General features: G+C 56.4%; 16 protein-coding genes. 13 read left to right on the top strand and 3 right to left on the bottom strand.

From position 1 onward, the window contains the following. Nucleotides 1–93: 93 nt before the first annotated feature. Nucleotides 94–1452: an MFS transporter gene (locus DIE03_RS35390; RefSeq protein WP_124456741.1), complete on the top strand. Its 1359-nt coding sequence runs from the start codon at nucleotides 94–96 to the stop codon at nucleotides 1450–1452. A gap of 57 nt (nucleotides 1453–1509) precedes the next feature. Here the strand turns inward: DIE03_RS35390 and DIE03_RS35385 are convergent, their stop codons facing one another. Then, entirely contained in the window at nucleotides 1510–1758 is a 249-nt protein-coding gene (locus DIE03_RS35385; protein ID WP_124456740.1) for a hypothetical protein, read from the bottom strand. Between the two features lie 110 nt (nucleotides 1759–1868). Then, nucleotides 1869–2486, bottom strand: coding sequence for a LysE family translocator (locus DIE03_RS35380; protein ID WP_124456739.1), 618 nt, complete (start codon nucleotides 2484–2486; stop codon nucleotides 1869–1871). A 600-nt stretch (nucleotides 2487–3086) separates the two neighbouring features. Between DIE03_RS35380 and DIE03_RS35375 the strand changes: the two genes are divergently transcribed. The 6 genes from DIE03_RS35375 to DIE03_RS35350 all read left to right on the top strand — a co-directional run bounded on the left by DIE03_RS35375 (nucleotide 3087) and on the right by DIE03_RS35350 (nucleotide 10743). Beyond that, nucleotides 3087–3785, top strand: coding sequence for a DNA adenine methylase (locus DIE03_RS35375; RefSeq protein WP_124456738.1), 699 nt, complete (start codon nucleotides 3087–3089; stop codon nucleotides 3783–3785). A 14-nt stretch (nucleotides 3786–3799) separates the two neighbouring features. Beyond that, nucleotides 3800–4831 carry a DNA adenine methylase gene (locus DIE03_RS35370; protein ID WP_185658297.1) on the top strand — a complete coding sequence of 344 codons (1032 nt, stop codon included), beginning with the start codon at nucleotides 3800–3802 and terminating at the stop codon, nucleotides 4829–4831. Between the two features lie 40 nt (nucleotides 4832–4871). Next, the gene (locus DIE03_RS35365) at nucleotides 4872–5726 is read left to right on the top strand and encodes an HAD hydrolase family protein (protein ID WP_185658296.1); all 855 of its coding nucleotides are present in this window, start codon (nucleotides 4872–4874) and stop codon (nucleotides 5724–5726) included. Continuing rightward, nucleotides 5719–8280 (top strand): diguanylate cyclase, encoded by a 2562-nt coding sequence (locus DIE03_RS35360; protein WP_185658295.1) that lies wholly within the window; start codon nucleotides 5719–5721, stop codon nucleotides 8278–8280. Before DIE03_RS35365 ends, DIE03_RS35360 begins: the two co-directional genes overlap by 8 nt. After that, the gene (locus DIE03_RS35355; RefSeq protein WP_185658294.1) at nucleotides 8273–9019 is read left to right on the top strand and encodes a class I SAM-dependent methyltransferase; all 747 of its coding nucleotides are present in this window, start codon (nucleotides 8273–8275) and stop codon (nucleotides 9017–9019) included. The genes DIE03_RS35360 and DIE03_RS35355 overlap by 8 nt, the downstream gene beginning before the upstream one ends. 113 nt (nucleotides 9020–9132) lie before the next feature. After that, entirely contained in the window at nucleotides 9133–10743 is a 1611-nt protein-coding gene (locus DIE03_RS35350; protein ID WP_185658293.1) for a DNA adenine methylase, read from the top strand. 215 nt (nucleotides 10744–10958) lie between these two features. Here DIE03_RS35350 and DIE03_RS35345 read toward each other — a convergent pair whose 3' ends face one another. Further along, nucleotides 10959–14309: a DEAD/DEAH box helicase gene (locus DIE03_RS35345; RefSeq protein WP_124456732.1), complete on the bottom strand. Its 3351-nt coding sequence runs from the start codon at nucleotides 14307–14309 to the stop codon at nucleotides 10959–10961. A 683-nt stretch (nucleotides 14310–14992) separates the two neighbouring features. Between DIE03_RS35345 and DIE03_RS35340 the strand changes: the two genes are divergently transcribed. The 6 genes from DIE03_RS35340 to DIE03_RS39120 all read left to right on the top strand — a co-directional run bounded on the left by DIE03_RS35340 (nucleotide 14993) and on the right by DIE03_RS39120 (nucleotide 21170). Continuing rightward, nucleotides 14993–15349: a helix-turn-helix domain-containing protein gene (locus tag DIE03_RS35340; RefSeq protein WP_124456731.1), complete on the top strand. Its 357-nt coding sequence runs from the start codon at nucleotides 14993–14995 to the stop codon at nucleotides 15347–15349. Nucleotides 15350–15634: 285 nt separating this feature from the next. After that, nucleotides 15635–16270 (top strand): hypothetical protein, encoded by a 636-nt coding sequence (locus tag DIE03_RS38915; protein WP_260435000.1) that lies wholly within the window; start codon nucleotides 15635–15637, stop codon nucleotides 16268–16270. After that, complete coding sequence (locus DIE03_RS35330) at nucleotides 16251–18200, top strand: Mu transposase C-terminal domain-containing protein (protein ID WP_124456730.1); 1950 nt, start codon at nucleotides 16251–16253, stop codon at nucleotides 18198–18200. The genes DIE03_RS38915 and DIE03_RS35330 overlap by 20 nt, the downstream gene beginning before the upstream one ends. A gap of 10 nt (nucleotides 18201–18210) precedes the next feature. Then, complete coding sequence (locus tag DIE03_RS35325) at nucleotides 18211–19119, top strand: TniB family NTP-binding protein (RefSeq protein WP_124456729.1); 909 nt, start codon at nucleotides 18211–18213, stop codon at nucleotides 19117–19119. Then, a complete protein-coding gene (locus DIE03_RS35320; protein WP_124456728.1) occupies nucleotides 19116–20084 on the top strand; it encodes a TniQ family protein in 969 nt (322 codons plus the stop codon). The genes DIE03_RS35325 and DIE03_RS35320 overlap by 4 nt, the downstream gene beginning before the upstream one ends. 399 nt (nucleotides 20085–20483) lie before the next feature. Further along, nucleotides 20484–21170 carry a TniQ family protein gene (locus DIE03_RS39120; RefSeq protein ID WP_124456726.1) on the top strand — a complete coding sequence of 229 codons (687 nt, stop codon included), beginning with the start codon at nucleotides 20484–20486 and terminating at the stop codon, nucleotides 21168–21170. The last annotated feature ends 66 nt before the right edge of the window (nucleotides 21171–21236 follow it).

Here is a 21236-nt window from a genome sequence, read left to right as displayed (position 1 = left end):
CGGCCACGAGGCCGCGCTTGTTGCATATATCAATGTTGGATACGACCGGAACCCGCGCTGAAGCGCCCGTTTCGGCCGACAAGGAGACTAGCGATGAATCGCACACCCGTGGTCGACGTCCAGACCTTCATCAACGAGCAGCCGTTCGGCGGCTTTCAATGGCTCGTGTTCCTCATGTGTTTCGTGATCGTGCTGCTCGACGGCTTCGATACGGCCGCGATCGGCTTCATCGCGCCGTCGCTGCTCGGCGAATGGAACCTGACCAAGCCCGATCTCGCGCCGGTACTCAGCGCCGCGCTGTTCGGCCTCGCGTGCGGCGCGCTCGTGTCGGGCCCGCTGTCCGACCGGCTCGGCCGCCGTTCGCTGCTGCTCGGCTCGGTGTTCCTGTTCGGCGTCGCATGCCTGATGTCCGCCTTCTCGAACACCATCGGACACCTGACGATCCTGCGCTTCATCACCGGCGTCGGGCTCGGCGCGGCCATGCCGAACGCGGTCACGATGATGGGCGAGTTCTGCCCGGACAAGCGCCGTGCGACCGTTATCAACCTGATGTTCTGCGGCTTCCCGCTCGGCGCCGCGTTCGGCGGTTTCCTGGCCGCGTGGATGATTCCGCATTTCGGCTGGCGCAGCGTGCTGATGCTCGGCGGCGTGACGCCGCTGCTGCTCGGCGTGCTGTTGCTGCTGAAGATGCCGGAATCGGTACGGTTCATGGTCGCGAGCGGCCAGCAGGTCGACAAGATCCGCGCCACGCTCGCGCGCATCTCGCGCGACGCGCTGAACGCCGGCTCGTTCGCGATGACCGAAGCCGCGCCGCAGACCGGCAGCAAGGGCCTCGGCGTCGTGCTGTCGCGCTCGTACATCGTCGGCTCGGTGATGCTGTGGCTCGCGTACTTCATGGGCCTCGTGATCTTCTACGCGTCGATCAACTGGATGCCGATCCTGCTGAAGGATGCGGGGCTGACGCCGAAGAGCGCGACGCTGATCTCGGCGCTGTTCCCGCTCGGCGGCGTGGGCGCGGTGTTGTGCGGCGTGCTGATGGATCGCTTCAACGCGAACCGCGTGATCGCCGTGTGCTACGCGCTGACGGCGGTGAGCGTGTATGCGATCGGGCAGGCGGCCGGCAACGTCGGGCTGCTCGTGCTGGTCGTGTTCGTGGCCGGCGTGCTGATGAATACCGCGCAATCGTCGATGCCGGCGCTGGCCGCCGCGTTCTATCCGACCGAAGGGCGCGGCACGGGCGTCGCGTGGATGCTCGGCGTCGGCCGCTTCGGCGGGATCGCGGGGTCGTTCCTCGTTGCCGAACTGACGCGCCGGCACTTCACGTTCGCTGGCGTGTTCGCGACGATCGCCGTCGCGGGCGTGCTCGCGTGCATCGCATTGCTGATCAAGCAGATGGCGCGGCCGCATGGCGTCGCGCAGCCGGCAGGCAAGATCGAGTCGCTCGGGCATTGAGCGACGTGCGGGCCGGTGCGCTGCACCGGTCCGTTGTGAGCGGCGTCGTTCGGGCCGCTATTCTTCCGCGTCGTGTTCCTTGACGAAGTTGCGCAGATACGCGCGCAGCGCGGCTTCCCGGCCGCGATGATCGGCGAGGTTCGCGGCGCCCATCCCTTCCTCGTCGCCGAACAGCGTCGGCGGCGCGCAGTAAGTGCCGACTTCGATGTTCTCGCGCAGCACGCGGATGTCGTGCGTGAGCGGGTGATACTCGGCGATCCAGTGCATGCCTTCGATGTGCTCGCCCGCTCTCAGCATTGGCTTCATCAGCAACCTCCATGCAGAGCAGCGGTGCAACCGCCGAAGCGGTTGCACGCGCCCGTACCGAAAGGGTACGCCTGCATCACGTGAAGCTCAACGGGCGCGCTTGTGAGCGCTTACTGCGGCAGCAGATGCGCGACGAGCGGGTACAGCGACAGGATCAGCAGCACGGCCATCGTCACGTTGAAGATGCGCAGCGCGCGCGGATTCGACAGGAAGCGGCGCAGGCCGAGGCCGAACGCGGCCCACAGGCAGATGCACGGGAAGCCGATCAGGATGAACACGACGGACATCCACGCGGCGTTCATCCCGTAGTCGGCGGACAGGCGGACCGTCGTCGCGGCGGTCAGCACCATCATCCACGCCTTCGGGTTGACCCACTGGAACGCGGCGGCTTCGACGAACGTCATCGGCCGCGGCTTGGCGCCGTGCGCCTTCACTTCGCCCGACGTGCCGATGCGCCACGCGAGGTACAGCAGGTACACGACGCTTGCGGTTTCGAGGATCGTGTACAGCAACGGCAGGCGCTTGAACGCCTCGCCGAGGCCGAAGCCGACGCACAGCATCAGGATCGCGACGCCGATGCTGATGCCGAACAGGTGCGGCATCGTGCGGCGGAAACCGAAGTTGACGCCGGACGCGAGCAGCATCGTGTTGTTCGGGCCGGGGGTGATCGACGTGACGAGTGCGAACAGCATGCCGGCAGGCAATGCGCTGAGGGTCAGGAATTCCATCGCGGATTCTCCGTTCAATTCTAGGCTGGAATGGAGATCAGTTTAGCGACGGTTTTCTGTACAGTACCGGTACAGTTGGTTTGACGAATGCCGGTACGGGGGAGGAGGTGAGGTTCGCTCGCCTGGCTAACTGTTGTTGTCTCTCAGAAAAGATGTCCGCAGTCTCAATATGTTGTCTTTGAATATTTGACGCGTAAATCTGAAAATAAGGCTTATTGAACCTTGATTTTGAAAAACATGCAAATAAATTGACTTTTTATTTTGCATTGTTGGAATTTTACGCCTCCAGCAGATTCTTCTCCATGAGCACAGCCACAACCTTGTGCCTGCTCACATGACGACCATCCGCTAGATGTTGGCCAGCGGCCGAGCTTGCGAAGTAAGCCACGCACTTGCACGCGATGCAGGAAATCGACCGAGTGGAGAGGGGACAAAGGTCTAGACGCGGGGAATGGTAACCAAAATAGTTTCATTTTCAGATGCTAACGTCCCCGTGCTGGTTCTGCGTTTAACGCGACTGCGTTCGGGCTGCGTCAAGTCCAAAGTAGGGGAGCATGTAGGCCACTTGACACCATCGTCAATTCCGACGATGCTACTTGCATGACATATCCCGGTGGCAAAGGCCAATTATTTCGTCGCTTGATCAATCTCATTCCGGATCACGAGACGTACATCGAAGCGTATCTCGGCATGGGAGCCGTGCTACGGAACAAGCTTCCCGCATCCGTAAGCATCGGCATTGAGTCGGATCCGGAGGTGATGGCCCAGTGGCGCGGCGACGAAGTTCCGAACTTGCGCCTTGTTCAACATGACGCGTTAGAGTTTTTGCGGACTTTTGAGTTTAAAGGAACCGAGTTCCTCTATTTGGACCCTCCGTATCTACCTGCTACGCGTCGCCGCCCGACTATCTACCGTCACGAGTACACGTCGTTGGATCATGAAGCTTTGCTTGATGTGCTCGTCAACGTTCCATGCCGCGTAATGATCTCGGGGTATGGTAGTGATCTCTACAGCGAGCGTCTTCGTGATTGGCGTGAGCTCTCATTCAACATGGGGAGCCACGGCTGCGCGCGAGAGGAACGCGTTTGGCTCAATTACGATCCGCCAACCGTTCCTGCAGATCTGCAATGGGTGGGCAAATCGTACCGTGATCGACAACGTATTCGGCGTAAGCAGGACCGGCTCCGCGCAAAAATAGTTGGTCTGCCGGATGTGGAGCGTGCGTTGCTATTGAACTGGATGCGAGACACATTTGCTGATCAGATTGGCGTACACGTTGAGCCGTACGCGTCATCATAGAGAGGGGCGATTCTGTGCGCTATTTTGGCTCGAAATCCTCGACGCTCGAGGCGGTAATCGGTCTGGCCCTTGATGGAATGCCAATCCAGACGGCGGCCGATGCTTTCGGGGGGCTTGGAACTATTGGTGCTGCACTGCGGCGGCGCAATGTTCGCGTTACTACTTGCGATATTTTGTCGATGCCGCATGCTTTCCAACATACCCGGGTGGTTTGCTCGAGTGTGCCAAGATATTTGCATGTCCGTCGCAATTTGAATCTCGGCTCGCGAGAAGCAGTCCTTGACCATTTGGTTCAACAGCGCAACACACGGTCATGGATCGTCAACGAGTTTGCCAGACAGAGAATGTTTTTCACCGTGGAAAACGCGATTCGCATTGCAGGTGTTTGGGACGAGATGTGCCGATGGAATGAGAACGGGTGGCTATCGACCTCGGAACGCGCACACCTAGTCTCCTCATTTGTTGACGCGATGGATGCGTGCGCCAACACGGCCGGCACCTACTATGCCTACCTCAAACAGTGGGATCGCAAGGCTTTGCGCCCCTTCACCCTTTCATTCTTGCCGATACCGTCGGGTTTTCCCCCTGGACAGGCCCTCCGTGGCGATGCGTTGGAAACCTTACGAGGCCGCAACTTCGACCTGCTTTACCTCGATCCCCCGTACAACGATCGAGACTATGCCCGTTACTATCATCTGCCAGAATCTTTAGCGCAGCTGAGCCGGCCCCGAACAAACCCAGACAGCCTCGCAGGGCTACCCCAAAAAATTGGTGTGGAGAGTACTCAGTTCCGGCAAGCAATGAGACTCGATTACCTGCAGAAATTGTTGGGTGAAGTTGGCTGGAAGCGCGTTGTCGTGCAGTATTGCGAGGACGCTTTTATCCCTTTGCCCGATCTCAGAGCCTGTCTTAGTGCGCGGGGTACGATGACAGAATATGAGGTCAACGCATTGGGCTACACCACAACAAGCCGGAAACGGCGCTCTAGGCATCATGTGTTCATCGTCGATCGGCCGACCGGCTCTCCTACCAAACGCCCTGTCTGATGTTCAGGACCTCAAGCCCTTTGCTCAGGTCGAACTCGTCGTGCTCGACCTGGACGGCACGCTGCTAACAAGTTCCGATGACCTGCCGACCAAAACCGAGTGGGGTAAGCGATCTCACTTAGTGAATCGTCTGAAATCCCGTGGCGTTCCGCTGACGCTTGCTACTGGCCGGGCGCTTGCCGGGGCTCGGCCAGCAATCGAAGCAGTATCTCGACATAAAGACACTCCGGTCATTCTCTACAACGGTAGCGTCGTGATGACGGCCGCTGGTGTACTGTTGGCGCAACGCGTTCTGAGTACTGAGTCGATTGACGCGCTGACGGCCGTGGTAACAAGCGTAGGGGGGAGTGCCCTACTGTATTGGTTGCATGCGGATCTCGCCGGCCGGTTGGACGGCGAATGGGCAACATTCGTTGGGCAAGGTAATCCCCCCGAGCGGGAATTCAACGGGCTTCCGGTATCTCTGATGGAGTCAGTGCCGTTAGACTCCAATTGCGTTGCGGCATTGCTTTGGTCGGAGGACGCTACCGTGCGGACGCAACTCGCGGCTGCGCTCGAGCACATTCCGGGCATTTCGCCGACAGTCAGTGGATCACGCTATATTGAGGTGCGGCCTTTCGGGTCGAGCAAGGCGGTAGGCTTGGAGTCCCTCCTGGGTTATTTGCGGATTCCTCCAAGTCATGTCATGGCAATAGGCGATAACGACAACGATGTCGAACTGCTTCAGGCTGTTGGTGTGAGCGTTTGTGTCGCGAATGCGTCTACTCAAGCGCAATCGTCTAGTCGTTTTCAAACAACATATCCATCTACGAACGGTGTGATCGAAGCACTTCAACTGGTCACCCAGGCTCGCAGATTATTAACGGGGAAAATAACGCGACATGGGAATGACTAGCAGTGAAGCGAAGGCCGGCCTAGAGCAGCTGATCGAGGAGACTAACTGGCAGTTTCTTTCGCCTCAGGAGGTGACGCATCGCCTTGATGAGATTGCGGGATCAATGTTTGCACGCCGGCTTAGGGTGCAAATCGAACAACTCGACCAGAAATACGTTTGGGGGGCGATTGGAGACGATGTGCCTTCCCATGTATTGCAGAAGGGTGCGCTAAGTGCCGATGTGAAGTTCACGGTATTCGGTGATCGCTTTCCTGAGACGGCGGAAGAGCAAGAGATCCTTCCACGACTGAAGGATCTAGCGAAGGCACTGTGGGGCGAGGATATGCGACCTGCCGGAGGCCTGGCTTGGAAACGGGAGTCTGTGCGCGTTCGTCTGCCGAAGTCAGTGGAGCGCTTGAGGGAATTGTCACCCGACAAGGGATCCATCGCGATTCTGTTTGCTGATCTGGACAAGTTCAAAAACCTGAACGACCAAGCAGGCCATGATAAAGGCGATGAAGCAATTCGCATGGTCAACCGTGAACTGCACGATCTTTGCTTGCGTCATGGAGGGTTGCCATTTCACCCGAGCGGTGACGAGTACTACCTGATCTTGCCTGACGTGGGCCTGCTTCCCATGATGAAGGCGCTCTACGATCTCCGCCAGCGAATCCAACAACACGCATTTCAAGGTGATGACGGTCGCTCTCATAATATCGACTTGACTCTTGGGCTGCAGTTCCTGCATGACGAGGTGACGTTCGAGCATATCGAGCAGACAATCGGTCAGGCAGAAGAGGCGACAAAATCACCGGTGATCGACGGTGAAGACACTGCACCGGTCAAGGAGTCGAACAGCGAGAATCGTGACAAGGCTAAGCGTCGTGGACGACTTTCTATTGCCAGCGTCGTTGGCGTTCCAGGTGTAAGCACGACTGCACGTAATTTTGCTCGCTTTGGCACTGTATTGGTTCGACGCCGAGCGTGCCTGTCCCGTCCTACATTCCCTGATCCGAGATTGGGGATGGTGGAGCTGGCCGCGCAGAATCACAAGGCGGATGGTGCGACGACTCTGGACGACGCAGTAGAACATCTGCGTAGGTGGCTTGATATCGAGACGACCGCGACATGCTCAATGGGTAGCTTGCTGAAGGAGCAACCCGCGGAAGCGGTGCCTCAAATTGCATTGGCACTTGCAGTTGCAAGCGGAGTTCTGCGTGCTCAATATTTTACCAATCAGACGCTGCCCAACGATTTGCGCGTTGCATTTACGTCTGACGGCTCTCGCGCACAAGTATTGGTTGACGGCAATGTGAAGTGGGGTGGCAGCCTTGATGGTTGTGAGAGCGTCGAACAGGTAGAAATCTTAACTCGTGAACGCGAGCGCGGATCAATACCCTTGATTGGATTGCAGGTCGGTCTGTCAGACCGACCCACCTTTGAGGGTGGAGATGTATTGCCGCGAGACTTACTTTCTCATGTCGTTGTGATCGACGACCGGCCGAATTCAGGCGGGGGTCTGCCGGATTTCTGGCAGGTGGCGGTAGCACAAGTATGTCAGTCGGCAGCACGCGGTGGTGGTGCCTTGTACATCTTCGGGTGGGGAAGAGCATGTGATAGTAGCGAAACAGTTCGTCGTTTGAAGCAGGAAATCGATTGGTCTATTGATGAAATCGCTTCACTTGCTGATATCACGTCCGACGAGGTTCGCGTTCTGAGGCCTGTACTGACGCAGAATCTCAAAATCGTGAAGACTGCGGAGGAACTGGTCGAGTCACTCTACGAGAATGCTCCAGTGGAGATCGCGGAGGAGTCTTATCAAGCAGGAGAAGCTAATCCGACATTGGACGTCTTGGCGCGCAAGATGCTGGAATCGCAATCGCTCGAGTCGATCGATGGAGTTCGATGCCGTACCGCGGCACAGGCGTATCCGGTCATCATAGACGTACTTCGCCGGGCAGCGATTCGACGGTCGGCAGATGATGCATTTCAGACACTGAAAGAACTGATCGCGTTTAAGCTCGTGCTCGAGGCTCCTCAGCAAGACCCGATCCCCGCCTATCTTCGTGACGAGGGCGGGGATCTGAGACGCTATGCCTCCGAGGTGTTGATCGGACCTCAGAGTCGTATTGGGAAAATCTTGGCGGAAGGTGGGCAGGTAGAGGCGTTTAGACGGGAGCTTGAATCCTGCTACAGCACGGGTGCTCAACATCGTTCTACGCGTCGCGCGTTGCTGGTTGTGCCACATGCCCCCAGGCCTGATGGTTCACCTTCGCCGGAAGGTCTTGTTTCGGTATGGGCCTCACCCAGAGTCGGCGATGAGGCCGAGGAGAATATTGTTGACTGGGTGTTTGTATGGCGCACTGTGGAAGCCTTCATTGGCTTGCCCTACAGTTTGTACGGTTCGATTCAGCTCGCCCAATCGCTCTTGGCGGAGGGCGTGCCTACGGGTGCGCCAACGCCAACCCAACTTCGAATGGGGCAACTCACGTATGTCGCTTTGAGTCTGCACATGCGTGTCGACGGTGTCCATCGTCGAATTGCTAAACGAATTGTGGATTTGTCCAGTGACTAATGCTGATCGCCTGATTCTTCCAGCCGATGACGCGTTGATTGGTACGTTGCTGCGTGAGCCGAATGTCACGGTGACGTATCGCTCCCCAAGCTTGGCTGTTTTAGTCTGCACCTGTCCGGCGCCCGGTGCCGTGTGGCGTAACGGACGCTCTGGCTGGGTACGTGTTTTCGAGCATACTTACATGGCCCCAGTGTCGGACGATATCGCACGCAGTCATCTGGTTGCAGAGTTCTTCAATTGGCTAGGAGATCGCTACGAACTTGAGATTGACCCGGCGAGAAACAAAGCGTGTTATGAGTTCCTGTTTGATCACGCACAAGAACATAGGAACCGTTCCTCATGCGCGACGTTGCTTGACGTCGGATGCGGACCAGGGACTATCTTGGGGACAGCGTTGCCAGTGCAGGTGCCAACGATTAGAGGCTTCGATATTGGTGAAGAGGTCCGACTGGCGGCGCACAATGCCGGTCTTCCTGTCATGACTGAAGACGAATTTCATTCCGGAAAGCAAGATATTCAAGTCGTATTGAGTGCATATGTGATGCACTACGCGTGCGATATGGATCAGACGCTGACATCCGTCGCACGCCATTTAGTGCCAGGGGGTGTTTGGGTCATGAATTTTCACAAGGGAATGAATTCCTCTCTATTCATGGAGCGGCTTCCAGGCACTGGGCTGCGCTTGGCAAATGATCCGCATGACTCTCCCTTTGGCCTTGTCATTGCGGTGGAAACTTGATAAAGATAACTGATACCGTGCCGCTAATTCGATTGTTTGACGAGTCCGATCCAACGCACGCACAGTGGAAGCGGATTGGAATGCTTCCGACAATCACGGGACCGGACAATCAGATGTGGGTATCTCAAGGTCAGTTCGAGCGGCTGTCTAACCTCACGTCCTCTGCGTTCGATTGGGGCACCGAACCGCAGCTCACTGACGACCTTTTTGCTCCAGTAATCGTTACTCCTCTCGGTTCCCATACATGTGTGACGGCGGGAGCCACCGCAGTCCGATCTTCGGCGGAAGAGTTGTGGATGCAGCTTTTGCCGCTTTGGGTCGACAGTAAGACGGGTAATCTCTGTAAGCAAGTCTCCTCATGGCAAGAGCTGGATTTGCGCGAGTATCGGGCGTACACCTTGGATGTGTCGCTGATGGAACGCGCGGCCCAGAGCAGGTTGCGGCACCAACAGCTCGCTGCAAGTCGTAGCGGGCTATTTGCCAGATCTGCGAATTACATGGGCTCAAAAGCTGCATTAGCGGGCCAAATACTGGATGTAGTGGATGCAGTTGCATCAGACGGAACCACGTTAGTGGACTTAATGTGCGGCTCCGGTGCCATGGCGGGCGCTTTTTCGCGTCACTACCCGACCATTGCATCGGATGCACAGATTTTTTGTAGATACCTTGGTCTGGTTCAAGGCGGAGGAATGACCCTCTCAACCGCAACTGTGATTGCGGAGACTGTGATACGGGGTGCGAGATCTCGCTACGAGTCGCTTTCCGATGGGCATCGCGAGCGGATTGATGAAGAGGACCGGTTGTTGAATTCGGAGCTGTCACCAACGGTTCAGGACTCAGTTGCCGCGAGCCTTCTGCGTCGCACGCTTGCCTGGGAGCAGGAGCACCGGGGCGGCATCGACGCTGTGACAGACGCTTGGCGCAATGGTCGTCTTCTGTCGCACCTTTACGCAGGACTTTACTTCGGCGAGCGTCAAGGGGCGGAACTAGATTGCCTGCGTCAAGCTATCGACGATTTGCCTGAGGAGCGTGATCGGAGGTGGGCGCTTGGTGCTCTTGTATGCGCAGCGAGTGCCTGTGCGTATACATACGGAGGGCACTTTGCGCAACCCAAACTTGATATCGCTCCAGATGGTAAGCGACGTGGCGACTTGTCAGAGGCCTTAAAGCAGCGATCATTGTCAGTGTCACACGAATTCTTCGTTCGTCTAACGAGATTAGCGGAGGAGAGTGAGCACGTTAAGTATCCTGTCGAAGTGATGCCTGGACCTTGGGAGGTTGCGCTGCAGGCTCTGAAACCGAATGTAGGTCGGCGACCAGTGTGCGTGTACGTCGATCCACCTTATACCCGAGACGAGTACAGTCGTTACTACCACGTGCTGGAAGCGATCGTTCAATACCAACCGCATTCCGTGTCCGGAAAGGGGCGGCTGCCTCAGCGCGGTAGCAAAGTTCGATTTGCATCGTCATTCAGCGAACGCCGTCCAGAATTAATCGAGCGGGAAATCGCTAAGGTTTTACACGCTTGCCTTGCGAATGGGTGGTCTTGCCTGTGGAGTTATTCCAATTCCGGCACGGCTTCTATAAAGGGGACGCTCAAGCATCTGAACGACGTTGCTCATAGCGTCGAAATTTTCCAGATGAATCACGTATATAAAGCGCAAGGAAAGCGTAACGCCAAGCCGGTGACGGAATATGCAATTTACCTGCGGCCTCGCCCGTAACATCTATGTGGGAAATTTCGGCGAAGCGAAGGTGGCTACATGAGACGACGAGCACGACGTTGCATCGCGGTGCGGTCTGGTAGGCGGGAGGCGAGCGCGGCGACATTAATTTGGCTACGCGCGGCCTGTGTCTTTCACCAGACCGGTTTCTTGGGAGCAATGAGCAGTACAACAATGAGCGTGCAGTCGCCACGGCTGGCGACTTGCCAATGTCTTCATCTTGAACAAAACAACTTCAGTCGAGTATTCGCTCTTGCGCAGGCCGTTTGCATTGCGTCCCAATGCATCAGAAATTGCCGCAATCGATTGTCTTGTGGCTGCCGCTCAAGACCATCGGCGAGCGCCTGACGTCGCGCCATCTTTGAACCAACGATCCAGATTTCCCTATCGAACGATGGATTGCTGCTGGCGTAGTGAAGTGCATCATTCAATTGATCGATCGTCATTCCCGCCACTCCGCGAAACAAACGGTCGCGCCCCGTTAGAGTTACCGTATTCGCCTGGACGTCATTTTCCCAGCGCTCTGGAGTCCAGATCGGCGACGGCTGCCCCCGAGATATGAAACCTAGGCTGGCAAGTGCCTGACGACCAACGATTTGCAGGCCATCGACATTGAATCCTCGACCACGAGGACCTTGATCTCCGATCTTGGCATGGACGAAAACGATTCTCTTCGTAGTGAGATCGAGTCCGATAAAGTCCGCCACTTCCCGATTATCATCGTCGCATAACCAGATTGGTATTGAATCAATTGCTCTGGTCAGATCGTCCTCTTCGATATCGTTTGCGCCGAGTTGACCATCACAGGTTGCTGAGAACAGGCCGAACACGGATTTCCGATACCAATCTCGCCGATCTACTGGAAAATATTCTTCTCCCTTTTCGGAGTCTACCGGTTCGAGTGCGAGGGATTCGTAGACATAGTCGAGAACCGGCTTGCTGCCGTCCTCGAGGCACCAGCGCATCCGAGGTTCATAAAAACTACCTTCCGAATAAACCACTCCGGTGCGTCGTGTAAGAATCCGAAACGCTTGGCGCTGGTTCAAGCGCTGAGTGAGTGTTTGACGTTGGCGTCGCTCACCTCGTTCCGCTGGCGGGAATTTCTGATTCAGCCGATCGCTGGAAAGATGGTATTTGCCCGTTGCAGGAATATATTCCACTGCACATGGAACCTCTTCATCTCCAATGGTGATAATAAACGCTCCGTTGTCGGGATCGACGTCAGAGCAAAGGTCGAAATAGTCGACGTCCTCGTGGAGCACAAAGGCCGTGACGCCCTGATCGTCGTCACGTATCTCATCCAGAGACGGGTCCAGAAGAATCGAAACGGGTTGTGCGTCGGCGGCATTGACGTCTTCAACGACAACCGCATAACGACCAAAGATATGATTACGTGCGCGATTTGGGGCGCGTAGCTCCGCGATGATCTCGGAAGTCCAGGCAATGTAATCGGAAATTGGAACATGGGATTCCGATGCATCCCTTAGTCGCGCTCGTGCAAAGCCGACGTAGCGTGCGTTACCGTTGACAAATCCGGCAGCTGTCGCTGGTACGAGGGAGGGATCGAGAAGGTCGGTGAAGACATCGGCGAAGGAGCGCGTACGTAGCGCCATGCCTCGAATCGCGTGCTGAGACATGTCGAGGGAGGAGAAGGACATGCGCGAAACGCGGGAAGTATCCTCACCGTCTTGCTCGGGGAATGCCTTTTCCAGGACAGCCCGTGAGGCGCGTCGCAGTTTCAGGTTCGCCACATCGACGACCAGTCCCTCTGTGTCGTGCATGCACACGAACTCATCCTGTTGAACTGCGACGAATATCCCGAGTGTCCATTCCGAGAAGAAGCGATCGACGAGATAGGGCGAATTGCGCCACGCATAGTAGCTAAACCCAATCGTGTTCTCCGGCAGGTCTGCAATTGGCACAATTTTGAACCGGTCCCGGTCCGCAATGGCGTCCTCAATCAGGATACCTAGATTGTGAATGCTGGGCAGAGGTTCAACAGTCCGTAGAATCGTCGCAGTTCGTGGAAGTTGGACATCACTCGCGGCCAGTGGCCGCTCGAACTCAAAGCGACCTCGGAATTCCCCATCGATGTACTGGTACTCGGCCATATACTCCAACAGACGATCAGGTAACGTGACTTCGTTTGAGACCATGTAGCCGGTATTTCGTGCCGCATAGTCCTCGTACCGCTTGTAGCGCTCCCACGCATCGCGAATACGGAAAGCGTTCGCGGGTGAGCCAAGGATCCATGCAGTTTGGCGTTCGCGATGGCCGCCTCTTGCGTAGCGTGTTGTCCGTCCGATCTGTTGTACCAGCTGTCTGGCATTGCTCATGAGGTCAAAAATGCCAACGGCAACGAATGTTGGATCATCAATTCCCTCCATAAGTTTGTTCTGATGTATCCAGAATGTGGCGGTTGGTTGTGCGCGTCGCGCAGCGGAAACGCTTGTGAAGCGGAGCGGATTATCCGGCGTACTTTTCGCCCGATCATGAATGAGAACGGACTGCGTGTCGAAAACGCGGTCTACCTCCGACTGGAGGAGGTAGAGAGTCTCGAGATCGTCTCCGCGTACCATCACCTTTGGTTGCTCGTCATCGCGGAACCAGCGTGCCGATCTCGTCAGTCGAGCCGGCAGTTCTCGATGCAATATATCGACGAATTGAGCAATGGCTGGTTCATGCCCATCTACCGGATCCACTTCGGGAACGATAACTTCAGCTGAGCGGATAATCCGGTCATCGACTGCCTGTTGATACGGAAGATTAAAGAGATATCGCCCGCGCACGCGGAATGACTTGTAGTCATTGCGATACGGCGTGGCACTCAGGAGCACTGTTGCGAGATTGAAGTCCCGTACTCCACGTGACCACGCGATCGCGGGCTCGTAGTGGCCTTCGTCAACGATTACTAGGTCGAAGTTCTCGCCAATGTGATCCAGGAGGGTTTGGCAGTTTGCGGAATCGTCAGCGGCGGGATTGAACGCTCGCTTTCGAATATCGCCCAGTGCTTGATGGGTACCGACCAAAATCACCCTATCTGTGCCGCCGTCCCGAAGGCTTCGCAGAATCATGTCGACGTTGATGGGCAGTAAATGTTCAACAAATGCGCCCTCTAACTCTTTGCCCATGGTTTCAGCGTTTGCGACAAAAGGATCGGTGTCGTTTACCTCATAGCCCAGATATTTCCAGAATCGATAGCAGATGTCCGACATGAGCTGCTCTGTCAGCGCGGTACGGGGTGTGAGCACAAGAACGCGTCGGACACGCGGTAAGCAGCGAGAAATCACGGCAATGATCCCCGACTTGCCGGTGCCCGTAGGCAACTTGAGGAGTGCCGCCTCCTGGTGTTCAGGATGCTCAGGGATCGTCTTTTCTCCACAAAGGTATGCAACCACAGTTGCAATGGCCGCTTGTTGATGTTCCCAAAGGCGAGGTGTTCCCTCCTGACCGTCCCAGAAACTGTAGCCTCTGAGGTGTCTTAGATTACGTGAAAAGAGCCTCGCGTCTACTGCGCCGCTCTCAATCGAGGTCCTTCGATCAGCGACAAGTTCTCTTAAATTCATTTTGTAATTGATATTTCTAATGTGCTTCTAATCGTGCCCTCGCCATGATGGTTACATGGCCCGCGTACTTGTCAATCATGAAGCATAGCGTGAGTGCCCCGCGATTGGGAGAATGATCGTCACTGAGGACATTTGGCTCTAGTAAGGACGCGGCGTTTCGAGGAGGTTGGAGTGCGTAGCCTCTAGCGCACGCCGAGCAGACTTGAAGGTCCTCCACCCAGCAATCTTCTTTCTTTGCGAAAAAAATAATCTCGTCACGCCGATGCCTGACGTCGGTCACACTTGGCGACCGTGGATCAATGATGCAGTTGGAACTTGCACTGTTTGTGTAACTTTCACGCAACGGTTGGTCGTTGGTCGCAAGGCATGGCACATCCATCACCGAAAATATGCATGCCGCTTGAACACCTATTGATCAATTTGCCTCGATTTCGCCCAGCACTCCGTTCAGAAGTTTGACGAATGAATTGACCCTACTCGGGAAACGTACGAGCCGGGACTTGTACAAAAAGGGAAATTATTTTCTTCTCCTTTTCAGCGGTTTCATAACGTGTCCCCCTATTTTTTTGATTCACATGAGGGTTCTTCGGCCTTTTTTGTCACGCAGAAAAAGAAAAAATTACTTGTCCGCCGGCAGGGTCACCACATACATTGCGAGATAGGAAACGTGTAGGCGCAAGGCGATGACTCCATTCTCAAACGCATTGGTGTACTACCGAAAGCGAGCTGGTCTCAGTCAGACGAACGTGGCCAGGGAGCTTGGGGTCGCGATCCAATATGTCTGGAAGCTTGAGCGTGCGGTTAAGCCGCCGCCATCGAGCGAACAAATTGAGCGGATTGCCGCGGTACTCGGCATGACCGATGCCGATGTTGCTTCATTGCTCGAGGCCGCTCTGGACTCGCAAAAGAAACTGCGGCTGCCCGACGACCTGCACTCAGATACGTTGCGTCTGGTCAATCGCCTGGTGCGAGCGTCGACACGTCTGAACAGTGACGAAGTCACCTTGCTTGATGAACTGGTGACGAGGCTGGATCGGTAGCGTCATCCGGAAAATGTCTTTCCCCATCAACTTATTGAATTAGGAATACTGCCTATTCGACAGAAAAGAAAAAACCAACCCTTTACGACGGATTGGTTCTTTCGACCCGGATGAGCGGGGGCAATGCTGAGGCCTGAACAACTTCAGTATAGCTCCCTCCTCTTCGGCGTCAAGGTCCAACTCGTCTCCTCGTTGCGTGGAAATGACATCCGCGCGGCCGGCGCTCGTCCATTCGGACTCGCGTCCCCACATCCACGTGCCCGAAAGGGCGCAGGAGACATCATCATGCCTTCGTACGATACCCGCAGTGGCGGAAATTTTCGAGGTTTCACGCCCTCTGTCAAAAACGCTTGCTCGATGCCTTGGTATTCCCTGGCGGAAGAGGCGACGACCCTCTTGCTCGAGTTCAGCCCTGAGGTACTGCGCTTTCGTAGCGCTCAAGATAGAACATTTGTTCTCCGTGAGGCCGGCCAGCTTTTCCGGTACACGCCGGATTACGAGATTGTGCGGCGCGACAGTTCGACTGTCTTCGTCGAAGCCAAGCCAGCAAAGGATTTGCAGAAGCCTTCAGTGCAGGCACGCGTGGCGCGTGCGAGAGCCGTCCTTGCGGAGCATGGACACGCCCTCTTCATTTGGGATGAACGTACCTACATCTCCGGCACCCGTCACGAGACTCTGCGGCTCTTGCGGTCGTGGCTGGGGCGAATTTCGCCCGAACGGATCCGGGAAGCACAGTGGCTCGTTGAAAAGAAGTATCCGAAAACTTTCCGAAACCTCGTGCATCTGGCCCGTTCGCGCGACGTTGCGTTGACCTGGATCGCCAATGGCGCCGCGGGTATCGATCTCGATGTGCCGCTGACCTCCGACGCAGCCATTTACGTCGCTCCTTCGGAGGTGCGTCATGCAAAAATTTTTGCTTAAGCGTGGCGTCGAGTTCCGTGAGGGCGAGTATGTCTGGCGCGTTCAGACTGCGCTGCCCGACGGTCGAATCGAGCTCAGCTCCGACTACAGCTCGCCAATACGCCTGCACGAAACTGAAATATGGGCACGCCACGGTAATGGGACATGGTCCGTCAGTATCGAATCGCTACGTGAGACGGCTGCGTCACCGATTGTTGTTGCTCGACGTGATGTCACCACCTTCAAAGAAGAAGATCTTGTCGTGATGCGTGCGCGACTCGTCTACCTAAGAGCCGTGGAGGAGGCGAAGTGCTCGCGCGTGCGCGAAGTCGAGACCGTCATCAACCGGGTGGCGTGTGAGGTCGGTGCAACGATACCGCCAACCTATCGATCCTTCTGCCGGTGGAGAAAACGCTACCAACCGTCACGTGATGCCATGGACGTGGTGCCGCGCCATGAAAACAAGGGACGACGCGAAATCCTCGATGGTCCTCTGCTCACGCTGGTGGAAGATGTCATCGAAACGCACTATCTCAATGGCCAGAAACTGAACGTGGCGAGATTGTACGATCAAGTAGAGGATGCCATTGACGCTCATAACGAACGTGACCTGGAAAATCCGTTACCTACGATTAGTAGAGCGACGCTTTACCGTCATGTCGGGAAACTGAACAGCTATCTCGTCACCGCGGCCCGGGAGGGCCGCATCGAAGCACTTAAGCAGTATCGACCGGTGTTCCGTCGGCTCAAGACAAAACGACTCAACGAGCGGTGGGAGATTGACCACACGCCGGTGAACTTGCTGTGCGTCTGTGAGCGCACCCGTATGGTCATCGTCCGTCCCGTACTGACGCTCATCATTGACGCGCACACTCGCATGGTGATGGGGTTTCATATCGGGGCGCGCTCACCTGGTCAGGAGGAGGTCGGATGGGCAATGCAAATGGCCATGCTCAGCAAGCGCGATTTACTGAACCGATTAGGCCTGGGGCATCTTGAATGGTTGGCGCGAGGTGTAGCCGAGATGATCTTCGGTGACAACGCGTGGGAATTCCACGGCGGCGCCACACGAGCTGGCTGCGACGAGTTGGGGATTTCACTCGCGTACTGCCCGAGCCGTGCACCATGGTTCAAAGGCCGTGTGGAGCGGTTTATGCGCACGATAGCAGAACAACTCTTCCATTTGATTCCGGGAACGACTTGGTCGAATACCAAAGATCGTGGAGAGTACCCGTCCGAGAAGCTTGCGTGTGTGACCCTCGAACAGCTAACGGTGTTTGTCGTGCGCTGGATTGTGGAGTGTTACCAGCACGCGCCACATCGTGGCTTGAAGGGCAAGACACCGTTTCAGGCATGGCGGGAAAGTGCGCGGCTGACCCCTATCTACATGCCGGCCGATCCCGATCAGCTTTCCGTCGCGTTCTCGGACACCATCATGCGTCCGATCACGAACAGTGGCGTGACGTTTGATCACCTGTCGTACAACTCCAGTGCGTTGCAACTGCTTCGTCACAGCATCTCGGGCGACGAAAAAGTCAAGGTTCGGTATTTCAACGAGCAGACCAGCTTTGTCTACGTCTACGACCCAAGGCAGAAGGAATACCTTCGCGTTGATTGCACCGATCCAGATTACACGAAGGATTTGACCAGATGGATGCACAACGAAGTCACCGGCGCCATGCGAGACAGCAGTATCGATATCAACCCTGTCTCGCTTCGAAAAGCGCGTATCCGTCTCGCAGACGACATTGCCAAGGCGGAGCTTGATCAGAAACTCAAGAAGCGCAAATGGGTTGCGCAGATCAAGGGGAAGTCGAGCAAGGATCTTTTGCTTGGAACCGCCGGCGGGAACGCAGTTGACGACTCCGTCCAGCCGGACCAAGTGGATCCCATGATCGTCAGATTCGACAGCGTTCCTGAATTTTCAGTTACGAAGCGTACCGAACGGTAAGGAGATCATCATGAAACGATTTAATGTCCGTAAAAGCATCGTCGAACATCCCGATTTCGTTGTTGCGCTCAAGAGCATCGAGGAGATCCATCAATGGCTGCGGGAATCCGGTGAAGCAGGGTGTCTGGCGACGATCGGGGCGTCCGGAGCCGGAAAATCGACCGTGCTCGAATGCTATCGTGCCCAATTCCCGGTGCGAGAGGAGGTGTTGCGCCGGCACGTGCCGGTTCTCTATGTCATCGTGCCTGCAGTACCGACTGTCAGATCGTTGGCTGAAGCTATGTTGATTGCCTTGGGTGAAATTGCGCAAGCTGGTCAATCGAGTGCGCGCCTGACAGAGCAGATTGTCAAACTGGTACACGGCTGTGGCGTGGAGATCATCATGCTCGACGAGTTTCAGCACTTCGTCGAGGGCGATCGCCGTTCGCTGAGACAGGTTGCGAACTGGTTGAAGGTGCTGCTGGACCGGCTCCCAGCTGCTGTTGTGCTCGCGGGGCTGCCGTCGCTGCTGGGTGTGCTGCGGGTCAATGGGCAATTGCGGCGCCGGTTTTCTCGCGTGACGGAGATGCGTCCGTTCAATGTGAACACCAACGAAGGCGCCAAAACGTTCATTGGCGTGATGCAGGCGCTCGCCAAAGATATGCCATTGCCGATGACCGATATTGTCGACAAGCGTGTCGTGATGAAGTTGTACTACGCAACTGCAGGACTGGTGGACTACATGTGCAAGTTGTTGAACGGTGCTTACCAGGTTGCCGAGCGACGCGGTGGGAAAAGTGTCACGCTGAACGATTTTGCCGCGGCGTTTCGCGTTCATATCTGGAAGGATGCACCGCCTTCTCGCGATCCCTTCGATTCGAAGTTTAATGGCGTTCCGCTTGACCAACCGGGTGAACCGTTTGCGGAGGACGTGCAATGACGACCCCTCTTCTCCTTGGCGTTGCTCCGCATCGCGGAGAGTCGCTTTCGTCGTTGCTGCATCGCGTTGCCGAGATCAACGGGTTGGGTGGACCGGGGATGGTCCTGCGCCGCGCCGGCGTGGCTGCTGCTCGGCCGCGCTTTGCCTCGGAGGTCGATGCGCTTGCCCGTGTTTGCCGGCTCTCCCCGAAATTGGTCCGGGCGATGACACCGTTGACCGTGGGCGCGATTGACCGTAGCGGGACGAAGCACGCGAAGATCAGCTTGTATGGCCACTGGGTCGAACCCGATGCAATCCTTGTCGGCGCCAACGAGCGCATATGTCCGCTGTGTATCGCTGAGCATCAACACGTGCTGGGTGTGAATGCTTACGTATTCGCGACGTGCTGTGCTGTCCACGGCGTCCAGCTGCTCGATCGCTGTCCGGGTTGTCGACGCGAAGTGTCGTCCACGCGGCCGGGCGTGGCGCGTTGTCAGTGCGGGACGGATCTCGGGTCGGCTGCATGTCAACCCGCGAAGACGGACGATCTGATGATCACTCGGCTCATCGATCGACGCTGGCGCATGAGTTTTGAGCATGATGTGCCGGACTGTCCGCCAGGCGTCCCACCGGATTTCGCCGCGCTTGACCTTGGGGAGTTGCTGCGTGTGCTTTCGTTTTTATATCGTGTCAGTGGTGCAACGAGCGGGTCGACAGACAAGGGGCTGCGCTCGAAGGCCATTTCCGAACTGACGCCGCGCATGCAAAAAATCGGACGGATCATGTCGGACTGGCCTCGGGGATTCAAGGAACTGGTCGACGCGGAACGGCGATACCGACCTCGGTCGGGGGCGATCCTGAGTTCGGCCCGAAGCGTTGAGCACATCTCTATGCGTTTGTTCACGGAGTTGCCGGAGCCACCGTTCGCGTTCCTCCATCGTGCATTGGTCGACGCAATAGGAGGCCAAGTGGTGCAGACCGTGTGAAGCGGTGTTCTCAATAAACCGTGGCGATCCGATTCGAATCGGATCGCCACGGGTTCCGACGTGGGACTTCGAATCTGGGTGAGGTGAACATCATGAAAACGTGCCGTTGCGACACATGGCGATCCGAATGCATGGTCGAGCACTTGCCTGAACCGGTTTGGAACAGGCTCGTGAATCTTGTGCGGAAAATGGGTGACGAGTCAGGCGAGCCGGCAGGATTTGATGCGAAAAAGTGGTTGTGTACGTGGTTACACGAAGAGGTTCCGTCACTCGGGTGGAAGAAGCCGGCAACATATCTCGATACCGTCGAAGGAGAGGAACTGGAGGCCCGGACGCTGCTGAGCATGCAGACAGGCGCTTACCGCTAGGAACGAGCACTGCATCGATCTGGAGTCCGATATGGGAAATCGAAGTTGGGTGTCGTGTTCCGTCAGGCCGACGAATGCGATGTTACGGCTACCGCTTGCGCTTCGCGTCGAACCCTATCCTGACGAGTCGTTGTCGTCGGTGCTTATGCGCTTGGTGGATGCCAACGGCCTGAGAAGCGTTGGAGCATTGCTGCGTGAAGCCGGTTGCGTTGCGTTCGGTCCGTTGGTTTCCGCCGAGGTTGCGGAATTGTCTCGTGTTTGCGGGATCGGGCAATCGACCATAAGATCGATGTGCCCGGTCGAAGTCGGTGGGCGAGCACGAGGGGCCGCATTCGGTTATGCGATTGGTCATCATATGATTGAGGCTAGGCACCTCCTTGTTCGTGAGCGGGAGCGAATTTGTCCTCTGTGCATCCTTGAGAGCGGATCCATGCTTGCCGCACATCGCCTGACATGGATGACGGCATGTCCCATGCATGCTGTTCAATTGCTTGATGTCTGTCCGCAGTGTGATAAGCCGATCATGACCACGCGGCTAAACATGACGCGATGCCGATGTGGCTTCGATTTTTTGCACATTTCGCCAGTGGTATGCGAACTGGAGGAGGTCGAGGCTGCACGTCGCCTGTACCGGTGTTGGTGTTTGCCTACGGCTACCGGAATCGGACTATCGGAAGGGCTTGTCGCGGTCGAGAAGCAAATTGACCGTAAGCGGTAAATTCAGCACACCGAATGGAGAATCATTTGCAACTGTTGGGCGAGCATAGCCGCATCGCGACGGCCG

The sequence above is a fragment of the Burkholderia sp. Bp8992 genome, assembly GCF_003853705.1.
Classification (GTDB): Bacteria; Pseudomonadota; Gammaproteobacteria; order Burkholderiales; family Burkholderiaceae; genus Burkholderia.
This window is presented reverse-complemented; position numbering and strand designations above follow the sequence as displayed.